The organism is Lactobacillus johnsonii ATCC 33200 (genome assembly GCF_000159355.1).
Classification (GTDB): Bacteria; Bacillota; Bacilli; order Lactobacillales; family Lactobacillaceae; genus Lactobacillus; species Lactobacillus johnsonii.
Window position 1 is genome coordinate 106,821 of sequence record NZ_GG670121.1, and the last position, 16,436, is coordinate 123,256.

The 16,436-nt window shown below is 33.1% G+C and carries 24 protein-coding genes; 6 read left to right on the top strand and 18 right to left on the bottom strand.

Annotated elements, in window-relative coordinates; translation table 11 throughout:
• Window positions 1–27 precede the first annotated feature (27 nt).
• From radA to HMPREF0528_RS05595, 4 genes are all read right to left on the bottom strand, one after another.
• Window positions 28–1,407 (bottom strand): DNA repair protein RadA, encoded by a 1,380-nt coding sequence (gene radA, locus HMPREF0528_RS05585; protein WP_004895779.1) that lies wholly within the window; start codon window positions 1,405–1,407, stop codon window positions 28–30.
• Complete coding sequence (locus tag HMPREF0528_RS05590; RefSeq protein WP_004895781.1) at window positions 1,407–1,958, bottom strand: dCTP deaminase/dUTPase family protein; 552 nt, start codon at window positions 1,956–1,958, stop codon at window positions 1,407–1,409. Before HMPREF0528_RS05590 ends, radA begins: the two co-directional genes overlap by 1 nt.
• A 118-nt stretch (window positions 1,959–2,076) precedes the next feature.
• A complete protein-coding gene (locus HMPREF0528_RS09580) occupies window positions 2,077–2,316 on the bottom strand; it encodes a hypothetical protein (RefSeq protein ID WP_236691941.1) in 240 nt (79 codons plus the stop codon).
• 105 nt (window positions 2,317–2,421) lie between these two features.
• Window positions 2,422–3,111, bottom strand: a complete 690-nt coding sequence (locus tag HMPREF0528_RS05595) for an LCP family glycopolymer transferase (RefSeq protein WP_234600861.1) — start codon at window positions 3,109–3,111, stop codon at window positions 2,422–2,424.
• A 197-nt stretch (window positions 3,112–3,308) separates the two neighbouring features.
• On the opposite strand from HMPREF0528_RS05595, the gene pepC reads away from it, so the two are divergent.
• The 4 genes from pepC (at window position 3,309) to HMPREF0528_RS09795 (ending at window position 5,920) form a co-directional block, all read left to right on the top strand.
• A complete protein-coding gene (gene pepC / locus HMPREF0528_RS05600; protein ID WP_004895787.1) occupies window positions 3,309–4,658 on the top strand; it encodes an aminopeptidase C in 1,350 nt (449 codons plus the stop codon).
• Window positions 4,659–4,817: 159 nt separating this feature from the next.
• A complete protein-coding gene (locus HMPREF0528_RS09585; RefSeq protein ID WP_004895788.1) occupies window positions 4,818–5,066 on the top strand; it encodes a low temperature requirement protein A in 249 nt (82 codons plus the stop codon).
• The gene (locus HMPREF0528_RS09790) at window positions 5,063–5,701 is read left to right on the top strand and encodes an amino acid permease (protein ID WP_004895790.1); all 639 of its coding nucleotides are present in this window, start codon (window positions 5,063–5,065) and stop codon (window positions 5,699–5,701) included. Before HMPREF0528_RS09585 ends, HMPREF0528_RS09790 begins: the two co-directional genes overlap by 4 nt.
• 93 nt (window positions 5,702–5,794) lie before the next feature.
• Window positions 5,795–5,920, top strand: coding sequence for a hypothetical protein (locus HMPREF0528_RS09795; RefSeq protein ID WP_004895791.1), 126 nt, complete (start codon window positions 5,795–5,797; stop codon window positions 5,918–5,920).
• 162 nt (window positions 5,921–6,082) lie between these two features.
• Here the strand turns inward: HMPREF0528_RS09795 and HMPREF0528_RS09770 are convergent, their stop codons facing one another.
• From HMPREF0528_RS09770 to HMPREF0528_RS05655, 10 genes are all read right to left on the bottom strand, one after another.
• Entirely contained in the window at window positions 6,083–6,187 is a 105-nt protein-coding gene (locus HMPREF0528_RS09770; protein ID WP_311317721.1) for an IS3 family transposase, read from the bottom strand.
• Between the two features lie 17 nt (window positions 6,188–6,204).
• Entirely contained in the window at window positions 6,205–6,966 is a 762-nt protein-coding gene (locus HMPREF0528_RS09740) for an IS3 family transposase (RefSeq protein ID WP_004895792.1), read from the bottom strand.
• 49 nt (window positions 6,967–7,015) lie between these two features.
• Window positions 7,016–7,393: a hypothetical protein gene (locus HMPREF0528_RS09745; protein ID WP_004895795.1), complete on the bottom strand. Its 378-nt coding sequence runs from the start codon at window positions 7,391–7,393 to the stop codon at window positions 7,016–7,018.
• Window positions 7,394–7,847: 454 nt separating this feature from the next.
• Window positions 7,848–8,348 carry a transposase gene (locus HMPREF0528_RS09590; protein ID WP_004895798.1) on the bottom strand — a complete coding sequence of 167 codons (501 nt, stop codon included), beginning with the start codon at window positions 8,346–8,348 and terminating at the stop codon, window positions 7,848–7,850.
• 87 nt (window positions 8,349–8,435) lie between these two features.
• Entirely contained in the window at window positions 8,436–8,798 is a 363-nt protein-coding gene (locus HMPREF0528_RS09595) for an IS110 family transposase (RefSeq protein ID WP_004895801.1), read from the bottom strand.
• Window positions 8,799–9,060: 262 nt separating this feature from the next.
• Window positions 9,061–9,996, bottom strand: coding sequence for an AAA family ATPase (locus tag HMPREF0528_RS05635; protein ID WP_004895804.1), 936 nt, complete (start codon window positions 9,994–9,996; stop codon window positions 9,061–9,063).
• Between the two features lie 109 nt (window positions 9,997–10,105).
• On the bottom strand, window positions 10,106–10,783 hold the full coding sequence (locus tag HMPREF0528_RS05640; protein ID WP_034525268.1) for a 2,3-bisphosphoglycerate-dependent phosphoglycerate mutase: 678 nt from the start codon (window positions 10,781–10,783) through the stop codon (window positions 10,106–10,108).
• A 21-nt stretch (window positions 10,784–10,804) separates the two neighbouring features.
• Window positions 10,805–11,047: a hypothetical protein gene (locus HMPREF0528_RS05645; RefSeq protein WP_012845665.1), complete on the bottom strand. Its 243-nt coding sequence runs from the start codon at window positions 11,045–11,047 to the stop codon at window positions 10,805–10,807.
• 1 nt (window position 11,048) lies between these two features.
• Window positions 11,049–11,306, bottom strand: coding sequence for a hypothetical protein (locus tag HMPREF0528_RS05650; protein WP_004895810.1), 258 nt, complete (start codon window positions 11,304–11,306; stop codon window positions 11,049–11,051).
• A gap of 63 nt (window positions 11,307–11,369) precedes the next feature.
• Window positions 11,370–12,254: a cation diffusion facilitator family transporter gene (locus tag HMPREF0528_RS05655; RefSeq protein ID WP_004895812.1), complete on the bottom strand. Its 885-nt coding sequence runs from the start codon at window positions 12,252–12,254 to the stop codon at window positions 11,370–11,372.
• A 95-nt stretch (window positions 12,255–12,349) separates the two neighbouring features.
• Here HMPREF0528_RS05655 and HMPREF0528_RS05660 point away from each other — a divergent pair, with 95 nt between their 5' ends.
• Window positions 12,350–12,676, top strand: coding sequence for an ArsR/SmtB family transcription factor (locus HMPREF0528_RS05660; RefSeq protein WP_004895814.1), 327 nt, complete (start codon window positions 12,350–12,352; stop codon window positions 12,674–12,676).
• Window positions 12,677–12,702: 26 nt separating this feature from the next.
• On the opposite strand, the gene HMPREF0528_RS05665 is transcribed toward HMPREF0528_RS05660, so the two are convergent.
• The gene (locus HMPREF0528_RS05665; protein WP_004895816.1) at window positions 12,703–13,392 is read right to left on the bottom strand and encodes a histidine phosphatase family protein; all 690 of its coding nucleotides are present in this window, start codon (window positions 13,390–13,392) and stop codon (window positions 12,703–12,705) included.
• 262 nt (window positions 13,393–13,654) lie between these two features.
• Here HMPREF0528_RS05665 and HMPREF0528_RS05670 point away from each other — a divergent pair, with 262 nt between their 5' ends.
• Window positions 13,655–14,239, top strand: a complete 585-nt coding sequence (locus HMPREF0528_RS05670; protein WP_004895818.1) for a DJ-1 family glyoxalase III — start codon at window positions 13,655–13,657, stop codon at window positions 14,237–14,239.
• A 233-nt stretch (window positions 14,240–14,472) separates the two neighbouring features.
• Here HMPREF0528_RS05670 and HMPREF0528_RS05675 read toward each other — a convergent pair whose 3' ends face one another.
• The 3 genes from HMPREF0528_RS05675 to rplM form a co-directional block, all read right to left on the bottom strand.
• On the bottom strand, window positions 14,473–15,339 hold the full coding sequence (locus HMPREF0528_RS05675) for an NmrA family NAD(P)-binding protein (RefSeq protein ID WP_004895819.1): 867 nt from the start codon (window positions 15,337–15,339) through the stop codon (window positions 14,473–14,475).
• A 195-nt stretch (window positions 15,340–15,534) separates the two neighbouring features.
• Window positions 15,535–15,930 carry a 30S ribosomal protein S9 gene (gene rpsI / locus HMPREF0528_RS05680; RefSeq protein ID WP_004895822.1) on the bottom strand — a complete coding sequence of 132 codons (396 nt, stop codon included), beginning with the start codon at window positions 15,928–15,930 and terminating at the stop codon, window positions 15,535–15,537.
• Window positions 15,931–15,943: 13 nt separating this feature from the next.
• A complete protein-coding gene (rplM, locus tag HMPREF0528_RS05685; protein ID WP_011161528.1) occupies window positions 15,944–16,387 on the bottom strand; it encodes a 50S ribosomal protein L13 in 444 nt (147 codons plus the stop codon).
• Window positions 16,388–16,436: the final 49 nt, after the last annotated feature.

Sequence of the window (16,436 nt, forward strand, 5' to 3'; positions counted from 1 at the left end):
TTAACGAGCAAAAGTTCAATCTCTCTGCTAGTTAAAAACAAGTTTTAAAGCTTGTGGTAAACTTGCTACTCCAATTACTTCGATCTCAGAGTTATTCTTAAGGTCCTGGTTTAAGTTGTTTTTAGGGATAAAAATCCTCTTAAAGCCTACTTTTGCAGCCTCTTTAACTCTAGCTTCAATTTGATTAACTCTTCTAATTTCACCAGTTAAGCCAACTTCACCTACAAAGCAATCAGTCGAAGAAATTTCTTTATTTTTGTAACTTGAAGCAACCGCCATACAAATTGCAAGATCAATTGCTGGTTCATTTAATTTAATCCCACCAGTTGCAGTTAGAAAAGCATCTTGATTTTGAAGCATTAAGTTGCCTCTTTTTTCTAAAACTGCCAATAAAAGTGCTACTCGATTAAAATCTAATCCTGAAGTTGTTCTTTTTGCATATCCGAATGCTGTTGGGGTTACTAAAGCTTGGATATCCGCAAGAAGCGGCCGCGTTCCTTCAAGTGAAACGACAACTGAAGATCCAGTCGAATTAGGTAAGCGTTCGTCTAAGAAAATAGCTGAAGGATTACTTACTTCTGCTAACCCTTCATTTTTCATCTCAAACATTCCAATTTCATTAGCTGCGCCAAAACGATTCTTGACTGATCTTAAAATTCGATATGAGTGGTGCCCATCTCCTTCAAAGTAAAGGACGGTATCAACCATATGTTCCATAATCTTGGGACCAGCAATTGCTCCTTCTTTAGTTACATGCCCAATAACAAAAGTAGTTATTTGTTCATTTTTAGCAATTTTCATTAATTCACTTGTTACTTCACGTACTTGAGAAGCAGATCCAACCATTGAATCAAGTGAAGGTTCGTTCATTGTTTGAATAGAGTCAATTACCAAAAAATCTGGCTTAATTTCATCAATCTGGTCACGAATATTCTGCATATTTGTTTCTGGATAAAGCAAAATTCCGCTATCGCTTACTCCTAGTCGATCTGCTCGCATCTTTATTTGACTCGCAGACTCTTCTCCTGAAACATATAAGACGCTATGTTCTTTAGCTAAAGCACCAGTAATTTGAAGCATTAAGGTTGATTTTCCAATTCCTGGATCTCCTCCAATTAAAACTAAAGATCCTGGAACAATCCCTCCTCCTAAAACTCGATTTAATTCTTCAAAAGGAGTCACAATTCTTTTTTCTTTCTCAGCTTTTACTTCAGTTAACTTTACTGGATCATTATTTCCAATTTTAGTCATCAACCGGCTTGCAGTTGCCTTAGTTGATACTTTTTTAATTTCCTGTGTCTCTTCTTCAAATTGATTCCAAGCACCACAATTGGGACATCTCCCAAGATAGGAAGCAGAAATATATCCACAATTACGACACTTATAACGAGTTTTAACTTTTGCCATTAGTCATCATTCCTTGTTCCAGACGAACCAAATCCTCCAAGACGCTGTCTTTGAACTGGATCATCATTATCTGCTTTTAAGTAAGGCATAAAAATTCCTTGTCCAATTCGTTCACCCTTTTTGATCTTTAGTGGACGAACGCCGTAATTAATTAATTGGAAGTAAATTTCACCTTCGTTTTTTTCATTATTATAGTAGTCACTGTCAATTACACCGATCCCATTTGGCAAAGTAACGTTTCGCTTATAAGTATTAGAAGAGCGGTTAGCTAAAATTAGAACTTCATCCTCTGGCATGTATGCCTTAATTCCAGTGGGTACTAAAAAAGGTTTTAATACTTTTTCAGCTAATTCTAGATCGTGTTCATTCAATTCATGACCATTTCTAATTAGCCTAAAAATTCGAACAAAGTTCATACACCAAATTGATGGCAAAACTATATCTTGTGCACATTCAAAGTCATAGCCTGCACTCGCAATTGTTTGGCGTTGAGGCAGGTGGAGGCCTGCATTACGGTATTTAGATACTATTTCAAAACCACGTTTTTTCATTTTTACCCTCTCTTACATTCGCTTAGACCTATATTTTACGTTAATTTATTATACTTGTCCTACTTATATATACGAAAAAAACACTTATTTTTTGGGCCAATAAGTGCTTTATTTTTTATCATACTTTATTAACTGGAATATAAACTTGAGCGTCATTTGGTAAAACATAATTTACATTATTATAGCCATTCCAGTTAGTTTGCATATCATTCATTTTGGTTTGAATATTATTAACTTTAACCTTTGTTAATCCTAGTGCTTGACGGGTATTATCTGACAAACGCTGCATTTCCCGATTTGGAGCTATTTGAAAACTAAAATTATCAATTGTCGCATTTTTTCCCTTGTAAATGATCACTCTGAGTATTGGATAATGCCCCATGATAGTTCTTATATAGAGTCATTAAATCATCTAAAGGTAAATCAGTCCGAACATTATCTTTGGCCGTATCGAGTAAAGAATTCATTTGCATAAATTTTTTGATTTATTAACTTTTGTCAGAGCACTAAGCAGAACCTGCTGTCCTCGTTTTTGACAGCCGTAGTCATTATCAGGATCATCATATCTCATTCTACTGTAGCCTAAAGCCTCGCTGCCATTTAAATACTGTTTTCCCTTAGGATATGTATGTCCTTCATACTTAAAAGCAAAAGGATTATTAACAGTAACGCCGCCAACAGCGTCTACGGTCTTTTCTAATCCACCCATATTAACCAAGGCATAATAATCAACAGGAACATCTAGTAATTCATGAACCTGCTTTTTTATTTCTCTAGGTCCGCCTAAAGCATAGGCTGCATTAATTTTGGTATATTCTACCTTATTTTTAGTTTCAACCCTTACTAATGTATCTCGAGGAATAGCAGTTGTAGTTAAAGTTTGCTTTTTAGGATTAACAGTAATTAATTCCAAGGTATCTGTATTTCCAGCATAACTAGTTCCTCGTCCTAAGGCTCCCACATCAGTACCTAATACCAAGATTGAAAATGGCTTTCCTTGTTTTAATTGCTGACGACTGGCTAAAGAATGATTAGTAGAAATAGTATCAGCCGTCGATTGAATTTTTTGGTATTCATAACCAAAAATTCCTAAAATCGCTACTATTAAGATCCCAACTATTGAGAAAAATAAATATTTTTTCTTGAGTTTCATATTTTTTCCTCCAAATTCCGTGATCAGAATAACAAAAAGAAGCATCTAATTATCTCTTTTATCTATTTTTTTAATAAAGCTTTAGGCTAATAAAAAAATTATTTATATCATATTTAAATTTTAAATACCGTGACTAGACATAACTCTTTATTTTAAGCTAAAATATAATTAAGTTTTTTTTAATTAAGGAGGATCTTATGAGCAAAGAAATTACAAACGATCTTATTAATAATTTCGAAAATGACTTTAACTCAAGTAAAGCTAACAAAATTGCGGCTCGTGCTGCTCAAGAAAATGGTATTTTTAAAGCTAGTCAAAATCTACAAACTAAGATTGACTTAGACCCAACTTTTTCAATTGAAATTGATACTGGCAAAGTTGCTAACCAAAAACAATCTGGTCGCTGCTGGATGTTCAGTGCTTTAAACACAATGCGTCATTCAATTCAAAAGAACTTCAAAATTAAGGACTTTGAATTATCTCAAAATTACACTAACTTCTGGGACAAATTTGAAAAGTCAAACTGGTTCTTCGAAAATGTGATTGCTACTGCTGATAAAGACTTAGGCGATCGTAAAGTTGCTTTCCTATTTGCAACCCCACAACAAGACGGTGGTCAATGGGATATGCTTTGCGGAATAATTGAAAAATATGGTATTGTTCCAAAGAAAGTTTACCCAGAAACTGCTAATGCAATTAATTCAAGTGCTTTAAATGATACTTTAAATACACTTCTTAGAAAAGATGGTCTTGAATTACGTAAGATGGTTCAAGATGGAAAGAGTGAAGAAGAAGTTCAAGAACGCAAAAACGAAATGCTTAAAGAAGTTTACCGTATTTTAGCTATTTCTCTTGGTGTTCCACCTAAAACTTTTGACTTTGAATACAAAGATGATGATGGTAACTACCATAGAGATGCTGCCTTAAGTCCACAAGACTTCTTTAAAAAGTATGTTGGTTGGGACTTAAGTGAATATATTTCCACAATTAATGCACCGACTAAAGACAAGCCTTTCCATAAAGTATTTTCTGTTGAATACTTAGGAAATGTGGAAGGTGGCCGTCAAGTACGTCACTTGAACTTACCAATTGATGAAATGAAAGATTTGATTATCACTCAACTTAAAAACGGTGAAGTTGTTTGGTTTGGATCAAACGTTGTTAAAGATTCCGAACGTCAAGCCGGCTTACTTGATACTGAATTATACAAGCGTGACGACTTATTTGACGTTGACTTTGACATGTCTAAAGCTGACATGCTTGATTCAGGCGAAAGCATGATGGACCACGCAATGGTTATTACAGGTGTTGATTTAGTCGATGGCAAGCCAACTAAGTGGAAGATTGAAAATTCTTGGGGTGAAAAGCCTGGATTTAAGGGTTACTTTATAATGAGTGACAGCTGGTTCGATAAATTTGTTTACCAAGCAGTTATCAACAAGAAATACCTTAGTGATGACTTGAAGAAGGCTTTTGAAGAAGGCAGTAAAGATCCAATTCAATTACTTCCTTGGGATCCAATGGGTGCTTTAGCTAATAATTATTAGAAATAAAAAATCATTCAGAATGCAACATAAAGCAAACTGAATGATTTTTTATTTTATCTATCTTTCATATCTAAAAATATAAAATTAATTTCTTTCACTACAGCTTTCTCTCTTACTTTATAATAATAGCAGTCATTAAGTAAAAAAGGATCTCATACAATGCCTAACATATTAACAAAACGTGTTTCAATGATTGAATTATTTTATGATCTTGTGTTTGCTTATATGATCTCGCAAGCAACCAGTTTGATTCATCATTTACAGCACGGAACTATTTCGCCTGTTTCATTTTTGATCTTTGCAGTTATCGTGATTGTCTTCATTAATTCTTGGATGGTTCAATCCGTTTTTACTAACCGCTATGGATCATCGAGTTGGACAGATATTACTTTTACTTTATTGATATGATGATTTTGCTATATATGTCCAACTCTTTTAGCAATACTAGTTCAAAAGATTTAACTACTTTCTTCCTGGCTGCTAGTTTACTATCTTTTACCCTCTTTCTTCAGTATCTAATTGTTTTCTTTAAATCGTCTAATTCAAACGATAAGAATATTGCTAAAGCCTTTTGCAGCATTTTAATCTTTAGAACTCTTGCCTTATTAGTCGTTGGTCTTTCTAACACAAGCCTGGGTCGACTAGTTTATGTCCAAATGGCTGGAATGACTATTATTGCATATCTATTCAAATTAATTCCAAACGTAGAAGAATTTGTAATTTTACTAACACAGTGTGTCACTGTTCTATATCTCTTCTACTACATTCTAATGTTTGTCGCATTCTTACGTTTACGTTACCAACAACCTAACCGTCCTCGTTCATTTAAAGTACCTAGTGGTAAAGTAGGAGCTTGGATTATTGCCGGTGTTGGCCTCATTTTATCAATTTTCGGTATCGTTCTTGCCTTTTATCCACCAGCACAAGTTAAGACAGAAGTCGGATCTCCAGTAACTTATATAATTGTTATTGCAGTTTTAGTTGCGGTTGTATTACTTACCTGTTTAGGACTTTATCTTCTTTCTAAAAAGCATCCAAATTGAGTAAATCCAAAAAAAGAATTTGCTCCCTTTACTTGGGAAATTGAAGGATTACCAAAGCCTGAAAAAGTTATATCAAATATTCCTACTGTATTAATGTCTAAAAATCAGAATCCAATGGGGATGCCGATTAAGCGCCCATATAAACCTGATCAACAAGTAGCTAAATCAGTAGTTGATGCGGATAAACGGAATGAGTCAGTTGAAGAGAATCAAAGCTAATTTATAGTAGACTCAAAATATATTTCTATCCTGTTGATGAATATTTCTTATATTTCATCAACAGGATTTTTTTGTTTAAAAACCTTGCTTAACTTTAACTAATGAGATGAAAAAAGGAATCAAACAGCTCTTTGATATGAGCCCAAAAATTAGAATATATTATTAAACTGTTTGATTTAAAACCATATTTCGATATTGAATCGGAGTATGTTTTTTTATTGAGCTCTTAATTCTAAAATTATTATAGTAATAAATATACTCTTTGATTGCATCTTCTAGTTCATCTAAATTCTTAAAATTTTTTCAAAGCCATACCACATTTCTCGCTTTAAGATACCAAAAAATCCTTCCATTAATCCATCATCTAATGAATTACCTTTTCTAGACATTGATTGCTCAATACCATGATCTGTAAGCCGTTTTTGAAAGGTAGAATGTTGATATTGCCATCCTTGATCAGTATGAAAAATAAGACCATTTAAAGCAGGATGAGCTTTATAGGCTAGGTCAAGCATGATCATTACTTGTTCTAAAACTGGACGGCGACTTAATGTATAAGAAATTATCTCATGGGTACACCCATCCATAATTGGTGATAAATATAATTTTTCGCCGTTTAAATGAAACTCAGTTATATCTGAATACCACTTTCTATCTGGTAAAATGGCTAAAAAATTGCGACATATCAAATTAGGTTTGATTTCACCTACAGTTCCTCGATAAATTGAATATCTTTTTCTACGTCTAAGGGCAATACCAAATAAATGCATCTTTTTCATCAGACGCTTTACTTTCTTATGATTGATTTTAATTCCTTCAATGTGCAATTGAGCTGTAATTCTTCTATAGCCGTAGCGATGTTTATGTTCCTCAAATATTTCTTTGATACGTTTCATGATCTGATGATTTTTTGAATCTTTATCATTTTGTTTTAGAACATAGTAATAATTACTTTTAGATAGGTGAGGTAAGTCAGGATTAGAATTGATTACATTTAATATGAAACTGACGGTTACATGAAGTTCTTGCCTTAGTTCAGTAACCACCTGAGCTATTTCTGGTGCTTTTGGTTTTTTCTTTTGGAAACTAAGGCGCTCAATTTTTTACAAATTCGTTTTCGACAGTAAGCTTGAGATTCTGTTGTTTTAAGTCTTTTACTTGTTTTTGTAGTTCTTTGATTTGTCGGTCTTTGCTTTTCATGATGTGGTCTGCCTTTCTTATGATTAATGAAACTTGATTCGCTGGTTCATCGTTAATCAATATTCTTTTAATGGCAGTTTTCTTAAATTCTACTGAATAAGAAGAATATGATTTATTCAAGATTTTTAAGCCGTGAAGGTCTATTAGACGGATTAAATAATATAAATTGTCAGGTCTTACTCTATATTCTCTACCTAGTTGAGATAGTGATTTATGATAATGTTTCCAATTATTGTAGATGTCAATTGTGTCTTGCTTAGATAATTTAGACATAATAAAAACCTCGAAATTCTTGTCCGAATTTCGGGGTTCATATCAATTTTCTTAGCTGCTTAATTCCTTCTTAAAACTATCCATCAACAGGATTTCTTATAGAATGTCAAGTATTGTCAAAAAGAAAAAAAGTGTATACTAAACATAACCCCAAAAGACTAGTCTTTTGGCAGTTTTCTGCTTATTATATGCTAAGCATTAATTAATGAATCGCCTTAGAATAATTATAAAATTGATGTGTGTGAACCAAATTTATAATGGTACGATTCAAATGATTAGCACATGCAATTAAAGCTACCTTGTCATGCTTATTGAAAGGTGGCTTTTTTAATTTGTAATAATAATTAATTAAATGGTTTTGTATTCTTCCTTGGTTTCTTAACATGCTCCGAATCATATCGGTCTCAACAACTCTACCTTGACTACTACCTCGGCGATTAATAGTATCATTTTTTTAATATTTTCCGGACTGATATCTATTTAGATCAAGTCCTAAAAACACATTGAGTTGCTTATAATTATCAAAGCGAGAGATATCTCCTGCAAAGCCCAATAATAAAGCACTATTTAGCTGACCAGCTCCAGGAATACTAGAGATAAATTTAAAATTATCCAAAGAAGCAGCTGTTTTAATCAATTTATTTTGAATATAAGCTATTTCCTTATTGTAGTTTTCTATCTCATCACAATATTCTGAAATAATTTCAACTTCTAGAGAATCTGCTGGAACAGCAGGATAAGAGTTTTTAGCCGTTAACCAAACTTGAGCACAATAATTCTGAATTACATCCTTGTGTATTCGCTTATTAACTGCCTGATAAACCCTGTTAGTCATCTCCTTAAGAGTTAGTCCTACCAAAAAATCAGGATGACAATACATTCTAAACATTTGAAGAGCCAAAACTGCATAAGCATTTTTAAAAATTTGATTTAATTCTGGAAAAGTAATTTCCAATCCAGACCGAAGAAAATTGATTATTCTAGTTCTACACTTAATAAGTTGTCTGTATCTCAAAGACAAAATCCGCAATGAATCATATGGCTAAGTAGATTGCTTATTACAATGATTCTTTATTTCTGACAATTGCGTTGCACCTAATAACGCTAATTTAAAAGAATCATTCTTATCAGTTTTATTTCGTCTTAAAGAAGCCATTCTTAATTTGGCTTCTAAGAGATTTAGTTCATAAAATCGAACCTTTTTACTTTTTAGATAAGCAGTTAATTGTGCTGAATAAACACCTGTAGTTTCAAATATTATTACAGTATCAGACTTAATGTACGAATTTAATATTTGAAAACCACTTTTATTATGTTCGAATTTAAAAGTTACTTTTTCCACTTCTTTTGATATCAAGGTCGCATGATTTTTACCTTGACTAACATCAATACCAATAATATTCACCTAATCACCTCATTTTAAATTAATTGAGGCAAATATTTATTTTTAGCTTAATTTCTTGATTATACGATCTCTCAGATCCACACCCTTAATCTAGTTTTATTAAAAATAAATATTAATGGGCCCGTTTGACAATCGAATTTAACATTCCTTTCTGTTGTCGACCTCAACCTCAATCTAAGTATAAGAAAAAAGGTAGATAAAAACATCGTCATGTTTCTATCTACCTTTATACTTTAGGGTGTTTGACAAAGAGCCTTTTTTATTACCAAATATGTAGCAAACGTGTGGGATCAATCTTACTTAAATTAAATTGATGAACATGCTGGTGTTCATTCTCTGGAAATTCTTTTACAAAATCAGCAATATTATATAGCCCAGTTGAATAAGACCAAACTCCCTTTACTTTTCGAATAGGATCTAACATTTCATTTCGAATTGGATATGCAGAAATTAAAAAGTGCTTATGGTGAAATTTAAATACAAAATATGGAAGCCTAAATTTTTCGATTACTTCTTCTCTAGTTTTACCTAAAGTTATAACGTTTCTATATGTTCCGTATTTCTTAGTAAATTCATCATTAAAAGAAAAGTAAAAGTTAGAAATATGCACATGTGGAAAATCTTCTGGTCTTACCTTATCTGGTACACAAATCACATGTGAATACTGATCTAAATTCTTTTCTTTTTGACTTAAGGCCCGTTCCATTCCATTCGGTAAAATTGAATAAGCCCAAGACGGAACTTCCGGATGAGCTTTATATTGCTCATACATCATTTTAATTACGTCAGGTTTCACCCAATCATAGTGCATTCTAACCTGATTACGCTGCAGTAAGCTTTCTAAAGTGTTATTTTGCATTAAATCGACTACAAATAATTCATAGCGATATTTTTCAACCCATGGACGAAAATGTTCAATTTTATCTGGCGTGATATGAGTTCCATCAACAATGATAGTTTCTCCATAGGCCATCTTATGCTGTACCAAATTATCAACCATTTGCTCTGTACGTACAGTAACATGACGTGGAATAACTTGATGCAGGTGATCTGTACTTTCCTCATAATAAACCGTCAAATCAGCTAATAGCAGCCTAATTTCATCACGAGAAATAGCGTAAGGCTGCAAGTGGTGACGAGCAATAAAGGAAGATTTTCCAGATCCAGGTGCTCCTCTTAGTAAAAATATTTTACGCATTATTTTCTCCTACTCTACAAGAATTTGTTCAAATATACTCGTAAAAAATTTTACCATAAAAATACCTATACAAACTATTAAAAAAAGAGTAGACTAGTCGGCTACTCAATCAATGTAGAATTTCTTTCTTTATAATATGCAAATTAGTATCAAAAGTATAAACAATTGGCTCTGCATTGGGCACCTCTACTTTTACAATATCCTCATTACTGATATCTTCAATTTTTTTAATCAAGGCACGTAAACTTGAGCCATGGGCTACAACCAATTGATCATGACCTGCCATTAATTCAGGTGCAATATGATCCCAAAAATAAGGCATTAATCTCTCCTGCGTTTGATGTAGACTTTCTCCTTGGGGCATTAGACGCATATCATACTTTTGATATCTACGATCTTGCACGGGCTGCGTTAATAAAGGGGGCACACTGTCAAAACCACGTCTCCATTCTAAGACTTGCTTAGTACCAAAAATTTTCTTTGAAACATCCTTATTAATACCGCGAAGTGCTCCATAGTGACGCTCATTTAAACGCCAAGTCTTAGTAATAGGTAAATATAAAAAGCTGCAAACATCCGCAATAATATTAGCTGTCATAATTGCACGCGATAAGACAGAAGTATGAATATGCGTTGGCACAAATCTGGCTATTTTTTCCACCTTAAGACCTGCATTTTTTGCCTGTTCAATCCCCTTTTTACTTAAAGGCACATCATTCCAGCCCGTATAAACATTGTCACGATTAGCTATACTTTCACCATGCCTAACTAAAACTAATTTGGCCAACTTTCTTCTCACCTACTTCATTTAAATCATAAAAAACAAAACAATTCCGGTAATGGTAAAAACGACTCCTAATATTGTAAAGGAAATGATATCAGCTTTACTATCAGATGGAATACCAGTAAGCAATTTTTTTGTTCCATTAATAGAATCACTTTGAATTTCTTTCGTTGCTACTTTATGTTTTTGATAACGATTGTAGGCAGTGTATAAATCCCATAATCCAATTAATAAAACTATGACTGCAACCCAAATATTTACCTTCATTTTATTTATCATCCTTGTGTATGCTTGTGCCATTTACTTTTTGGTCTAAGTTTCGAACTGCTTTCTTAAAAGCTTTAACCGAATTCTGATAAGCTTTGCCACCGTTTTGTTTCAAAAAATCCCCAGCTTGTTGTCCTTTTTCAGTTAAGTGGTCTTTGATATCGGGCCAATCATTTTCAGCAAAATCTTTAAATTGGTCTGTAGCTTTCTTTTGATAATTTTTTAGATTTTCTTTTAGATCATTAGTATCGAATTTCATTTTTTCTCCTTAAAATAAAAGGCTTTGCCCCTATTTTACCAAATAGCAGCAAAACCAGATTAACTAATCTTCTTTATCATCAAAAATCATTTTATCACTAATTCCACGTGTGCATTCTGCTTGAAGTGTCACATGGTTAATTCCAAGCGGCTTTAATTTTTTTGCAATTTCTGTGTATATCTTTTCTAATTGCACAGCATCTAAATTTTTATCCACATTAATATGTGCATCTAACATCGTCACATTATCTGAATATTGCCAAACATGCACATGGTGAATGTTATTCACATGTGGACAAGATAAAACTAATTCATTTATCTTATTTAAATCAATGCTAGGATTCGTTTCCATTAAAATATTAGCTGCTTTAATAGTAACTTCATAAGCTTCTTTAAGTAAAAAGACAGAAGCTGCTATCGTTAAGAATGGATCGACCCAGTAAATTTTCCAAATTGAAATCACAATCGCTCCAATTACAACTGCTACACTAGTTATTGCATCTGAAAGCATATTTAAAAATGTAGCTTTTGCATTAAGACTCGTCTTAGCTTCCTTCATAACTACTAGCATAGAAATTAGGTTAGCAGCTAAGCCAATTAAAGAAACAATTAACATGATTTTTCCTTTAATCGGTTCTGGATGACTAAAGCGTTGAATTCCTTCGATAAATAAATAAATACTGATTACTATTAAAATTATCCCATTAGTAAAAGCTGCTAGTATTTCCGCTCGATCATAGCCAAAAGTCTTGCTATTATTTCGCTTTCTCTTAGCAATTAAATTAGCAACAAAGGCTAAAATAATTGATCCAACATCGCTTAAATTATGTACGGCATCCGAAAGCAGAGCAAGTGAGCCTGAAACTGCTCCACCGATAAATTCCGCAATTGTAATAATAATATTTAATAAAGTTACCCAAAAATAACGTAGTGATGATTTATTCTTCATATTTTTTCTCCATAAATATATCGAATTTGGTATACTTATTACAGAAAGTAATAATATTCCATTTTCGATATATTGTCAATAAGAGGTGCTAAATTATGACACAAACAGATACAAATTTAGTCAGTGAAGCAGCCAAAATCTATAAAGTTTTAAGCAATGGTAGACGAATTTCAATTTTATTTTTTTTACGGAATGCTTCAAAAGAAGTCGACGTCTCAACAATTGCCACTACTCTCGACCTTGCGCAGCCGGTTGTATCAAAACAATTAGGTATTTTAGAAAAATACAATTTGGTTAAACATCATAAACATGGAACTCATGTCTTTTATTTTTTAAATGACCCTGACGTTTTATCAATGATTGATGCCATGATTGAACATGTAGAACATACTGCCAAAGAACATCCCACAAACTTATACTAAAAAAGATGCAACTTGATAGCTGCATCTTATAAATTTGGAATGTCAGTGTTTTTTACACCATAATTAATTATTTTAAATTTTCCATTATCATCAATTATTCCACGTGTCACACTGCCATTATCTGGAAAGGGAATATCGTGATCATGTGTAGTTTGATCCCAGTATTTAATTCCCAAAGTCTTAATAAAGTCTCCGTGAGACACAATTAAAACTCGTCCTAGCCCTTTTGTTTCTTCAGCTAGTTGGCTAACAGCTTGGTCCATTCGATTATTGAGGGCTTCTGCATCTTCTGCTAAATGACGTGGATCAGCTTTCTTAGTTGCTTCACGAAAATCATGGATTCCTAGGGTTTGAATGATTTTTACCACATCATTTGTTGGTTTCATCCCTCCAGCTACAGCAACTTTTTCCCAAGTTTCGTCAATATCGTCACCTTCAAAAGTACCAAAGAATACTTCACGAAAAGCTGGAAGTTTTTTTATTTTACCAATCTCAGAAACTTCATTTGTATCAGCAATTAAGTGAACTGTATCAATGGCTCGTTTTAAGTCAGAACTATACATTTTATCAAAATGAACCTGAGATAAATTAGATGCTGTTATTTTTAAGTCATTAATTCCTTTTACAGTTAGTGGAGAATCAGCCCAGCCTTGAACTTTATTCAACTGATTAAACATTGTTTCCCCATGTCTTACTAAATAAACTTCAGTAGCCATTTTTACCCTCTTTTCTTAAATTGTTTCACAAATTTTCTTTCAATTATCTCAATGTTAACAGAATATTGCGTTAATTCAAGTATTTTTAAAAGCAACCCTATATTTAGTGTTTCACAAAATTCTTAGTACAACATATCTTAGTTTTATCTATAGTTATATACGCAATTGTATGTTTATTTTTTTAATCTTTAAATTAAAAAATACTATTTTAATGGGTTAAAATAAAAGTTGTATAGTACTTAATAAAAAGGAGGACTTTTTTATGACAAAAGTTGCTGTTGTCTTCGCAGATGGCTGTGAAGAAGTTGAAGGACTTAGTGTCGTTGATGTACTACGTCGTTTAGATATTGATTGTGACATGGTCGGTCTTGATAAAAAAGAAATTAACGGAGACCATCGTATCTTACTAACCTGTGATAAAGTTGTGGATGATTCACTTTTAGAGTATGACTTAGTAGCTTTTCCAGGTGGAAGAACTGGAGCTTTAAACCTTAGAAACAATGAAAAACTAGCTAAGCTTATGATTCAAAGAAATAAAGAAGGCAAATGGGATGCAGCAATGTGTGCCGCTCCGATTGCTTTAGGTCACTACGGCTTGCTAGAAGGAGCTAACTACACCTGCTATCCTGGCTTTGAAAAAGAAATTGAAAAAGAATGTCCAAACGGCCACTTTAGCACTGATATTACAGTTGTGGATAAAGAACACAAAATCATCACCAGTCGTGGACCAGCTACAGCCTGGGCATACGCTTATACAATTGCTCAAACCTTAGGTTATGACACCAAAGAATTAGAAAAAGCAATGCTTTATGATTATCTAGCCAAAAATATTAATCAAAGCCTCTAGTTAACCACATCGAAAAAGAGACCAGATTTTATATCTGATCTCTTTTTTCGTATATAACAGCTAAAATAAGCAAATAGCTTTTAATCTATCACTTAAATTAAAAGCTTGTGTAGTTAATATCAAGCTTACGGTCTTGTCTCAGCACTGCACTACACTTAATTACAATTAATTTTTCTCTAAGCACTTATTATACTTAATGTAATATCTTTTATTTTAGATTAAACTAATTTATTTTATAAACGTGCGATTTGATAGCCATTTCTTAAAAAATGCTCCATTTCTTCTGGTTCTCTACCAGTTAAGCGATGAAAGTCATCAGATGTTGCACTAAGAAGTCCCTTAGCTCCTCCAGCATACATTGATGCAAGTTCTTTTCCATCGCCTTCAGCAGCATAAATCTTTGCAAATTCATCAGTTGTTACAGGTGCATAGCCAATTTTATGGTCAGTGATTCGAGACATAATATATGATAATTCAACCATATTATAATTTTTATCCATACTTAACAGATAAGTTTGCCCTTGATCTCGCATTACTGGTTGCATGGCTAAACAAGCAATTGCATGAGCACTATCATTTCTTGTAATAAAGGATAATGGTTCGGCCCCAACTGGATAAATAATATTTTTTCGTTTAATTAGTTCTTCTAGATATGGGACCAGTGGATCCGCATACAAACTATTTTTTATAATACTGTATTCAATTCCTGAGCTAGCAAGTCTTCTTGGTACATATGCATAAAATGGAGACATTACAAATGGATTATTTTCTTGATCTGCAAAAAAACTTACAAAAATCAATTTAGATTTAGCTTCTTTTACAACTTGTAAGACATTTTCAAATTCTGTAATTATTTTCTGCAAGTTATAAGTAATGCTGGGGATATAAATTACCAGATCCATGCCAGCAACTGCTTCTTTAAGGGTGTTGATATCAAAATAGTTTAATTTTACTTTTTCTACCGCAAGATCACTAAATTTATTAGTCTTTTTTAAGTTATGGATTCCAACTCGGATATTCGTTTCCGGAGTCATTGTCCTCAGCCAACGAGTAACTTTTTCTCCTAAATTGCCTGTTGCGCCTGTAATTAAGTATTTCATATAAATAACATAGAACCTTTCTTAAGATTAACTTTCTATATTATTATAGTTCAAAACCTTTAGAAATTCTTAATGTTAGTTTAAATATATAGTTTTAGTTATTGGGCTATTTATTATAAGTTATTGAATTTTAAGCATATAGTAAAAAAGACATCCCTTTCGAGATGTCTTTTGCACAAAACGTAATATAAAATATTAACGCTTTGAGAATTGTGAAGCTTTGCGGGCTTTCTTCAAACCTGGCTTCTTTCTTTCCTTCATTCTTGGGTCACGAGTTAACATGCCAGCCTTCTTAAGAGGACCACGGAAATCTGGGTCAACTTCAAGAAGTGCACGTGCAATACCTAAACGAATTGCACCAGCTTGTCCTGAGAAACCACCACCGTTAACGTTAACTAAAATGTCGTATTGACCTTCAGTTTCAGTTAATGCTAATGGTTGCTTCATATCTTGAACCAAGTTAGGGTATGGAATGTACTTAGTTACGTCTTCTTTGTTAATGGTAATTTGACCGTTACCTGGTACTAAACGTACGCGGGCAACAGAATCTTTACGACGACCAGTTCCAGCGTAAGCTGCTTGTTGTGCCATTATTTAAAACCTCCTAGATTAATTCGTTGATGTCTAACTTTTCAGGCTTTTGTGCTGCGTGTTCGTGGTCTTCACCAGCGTAAACATGCATCTTCATGAATTCTTGGTGACCAAGAGTATTCTTTGGCAACATGCCTTTTACAGATAATTCAACTAATCTTACTGGGTTCTTAGCTAATAATTCACCGGCAGGAGTAGCTCTTAAGCCACCACGGTAATCTGAGTGGCGGTAGTAGATCTTATCAGTTGCTTTTTTACCAGTCAACTTCAATTTAGCTGCGTTAACAACAATAACATAATCACCAGTATCAACATTTGGTGTATATTGAGGCTTATTCTTACCTCTTAAAATTGATGCTACAGCAGTTGATAAACGACCAAGTGAAACATCAGTCGCATCGATAACATACCACTTACGTTTAATATCACTAGTTTTAGCTAATGGGGTAGTACGCACTTTAAATTCCTCCGTTTTTCTTCTGTTTGACAAACAATAAGTTTCCGGG

What these genes read in the sequence shown, in the direction of transcription:
- rpsI (WP_004895822.1), bottom strand. Translation starts at nt 15,930, where the DNA reads ATGGCACAACAAGCAGCTTACGCTGGAACTGGTCGTCGTAAAGATTCT.
- HMPREF0528_RS09585 (WP_004895788.1), top strand. Translation starts at nt 4,818, where the DNA reads ATGCCTAACATATTAACAAAACGTGTTTCAATGATTGAATTATTTTAT.
- HMPREF0528_RS05675 (WP_004895819.1), bottom strand. Translation starts at nt 15,339, where the DNA reads ATGAAATACTTAATTACAGGCGCAACAGGCAATTTAGGAGAAAAAGTT.
- radA (WP_004895779.1), bottom strand. Translation starts at nt 1,407, where the DNA reads ATGGCAAAAGTTAAAACTCGTTATAAGTGTCGTAATTGTGGATATATT.
- HMPREF0528_RS05665 (WP_004895816.1), bottom strand. Translation starts at nt 13,392, where the DNA reads ATGGCTACTGAAGTTTATTTAGTAAGACATGGGGAAACAATGTTTAAT.
- HMPREF0528_RS09790 (WP_004895790.1), top strand. Translation starts at nt 5,063, where the DNA reads ATGATGATTTTGCTATATATGTCCAACTCTTTTAGCAATACTAGTTCA.
- HMPREF0528_RS05635 (WP_004895804.1), bottom strand. Translation starts at nt 9,996, where the DNA reads ATGCGTAAAATATTTTTACTAAGAGGAGCACCTGGATCTGGAAAATCT.
- HMPREF0528_RS09745 (WP_004895795.1), bottom strand. Translation starts at nt 7,393, where the DNA reads ATGTCTAAATTATCTAAGCAAGACACAATTGACATCTACAATAATTGG.
- HMPREF0528_RS05650 (WP_004895810.1), bottom strand. Translation starts at nt 11,306, where the DNA reads ATGAAATTCGATACTAATGATCTAAAAGAAAATCTAAAAAATTATCAA.
- HMPREF0528_RS09795 (WP_004895791.1), top strand. Translation starts at nt 5,795, where the DNA reads ATGTCTAAAAATCAGAATCCAATGGGGATGCCGATTAAGCGCCCATAT.
- HMPREF0528_RS05660 (WP_004895814.1), top strand. Translation starts at nt 12,350, where the DNA reads ATGACACAAACAGATACAAATTTAGTCAGTGAAGCAGCCAAAATCTAT.
- HMPREF0528_RS05595 (WP_234600861.1), bottom strand. Translation starts at nt 3,111, where the DNA reads ATGAAACTCAAGAAAAAATATTTATTTTTCTCAATAGTTGGGATCTTA.
- HMPREF0528_RS05645 (WP_012845665.1), bottom strand. Translation starts at nt 11,047, where the DNA reads ATGAAGGTAAATATTTGGGTTGCAGTCATAGTTTTATTAATTGGATTA.
- pepC (WP_004895787.1), top strand. Translation starts at nt 3,309, where the DNA reads ATGAGCAAAGAAATTACAAACGATCTTATTAATAATTTCGAAAATGAC.
- HMPREF0528_RS05590 (WP_004895781.1), bottom strand. Translation starts at nt 1,958, where the DNA reads ATGAAAAAACGTGGTTTTGAAATAGTATCTAAATACCGTAATGCAGGC.
- HMPREF0528_RS05670 (WP_004895818.1), top strand. Translation starts at nt 13,655, where the DNA reads ATGACAAAAGTTGCTGTTGTCTTCGCAGATGGCTGTGAAGAAGTTGAA.
- HMPREF0528_RS05655 (WP_004895812.1), bottom strand. Translation starts at nt 12,254, where the DNA reads ATGAAGAATAAATCATCACTACGTTATTTTTGGGTAACTTTATTAAAT.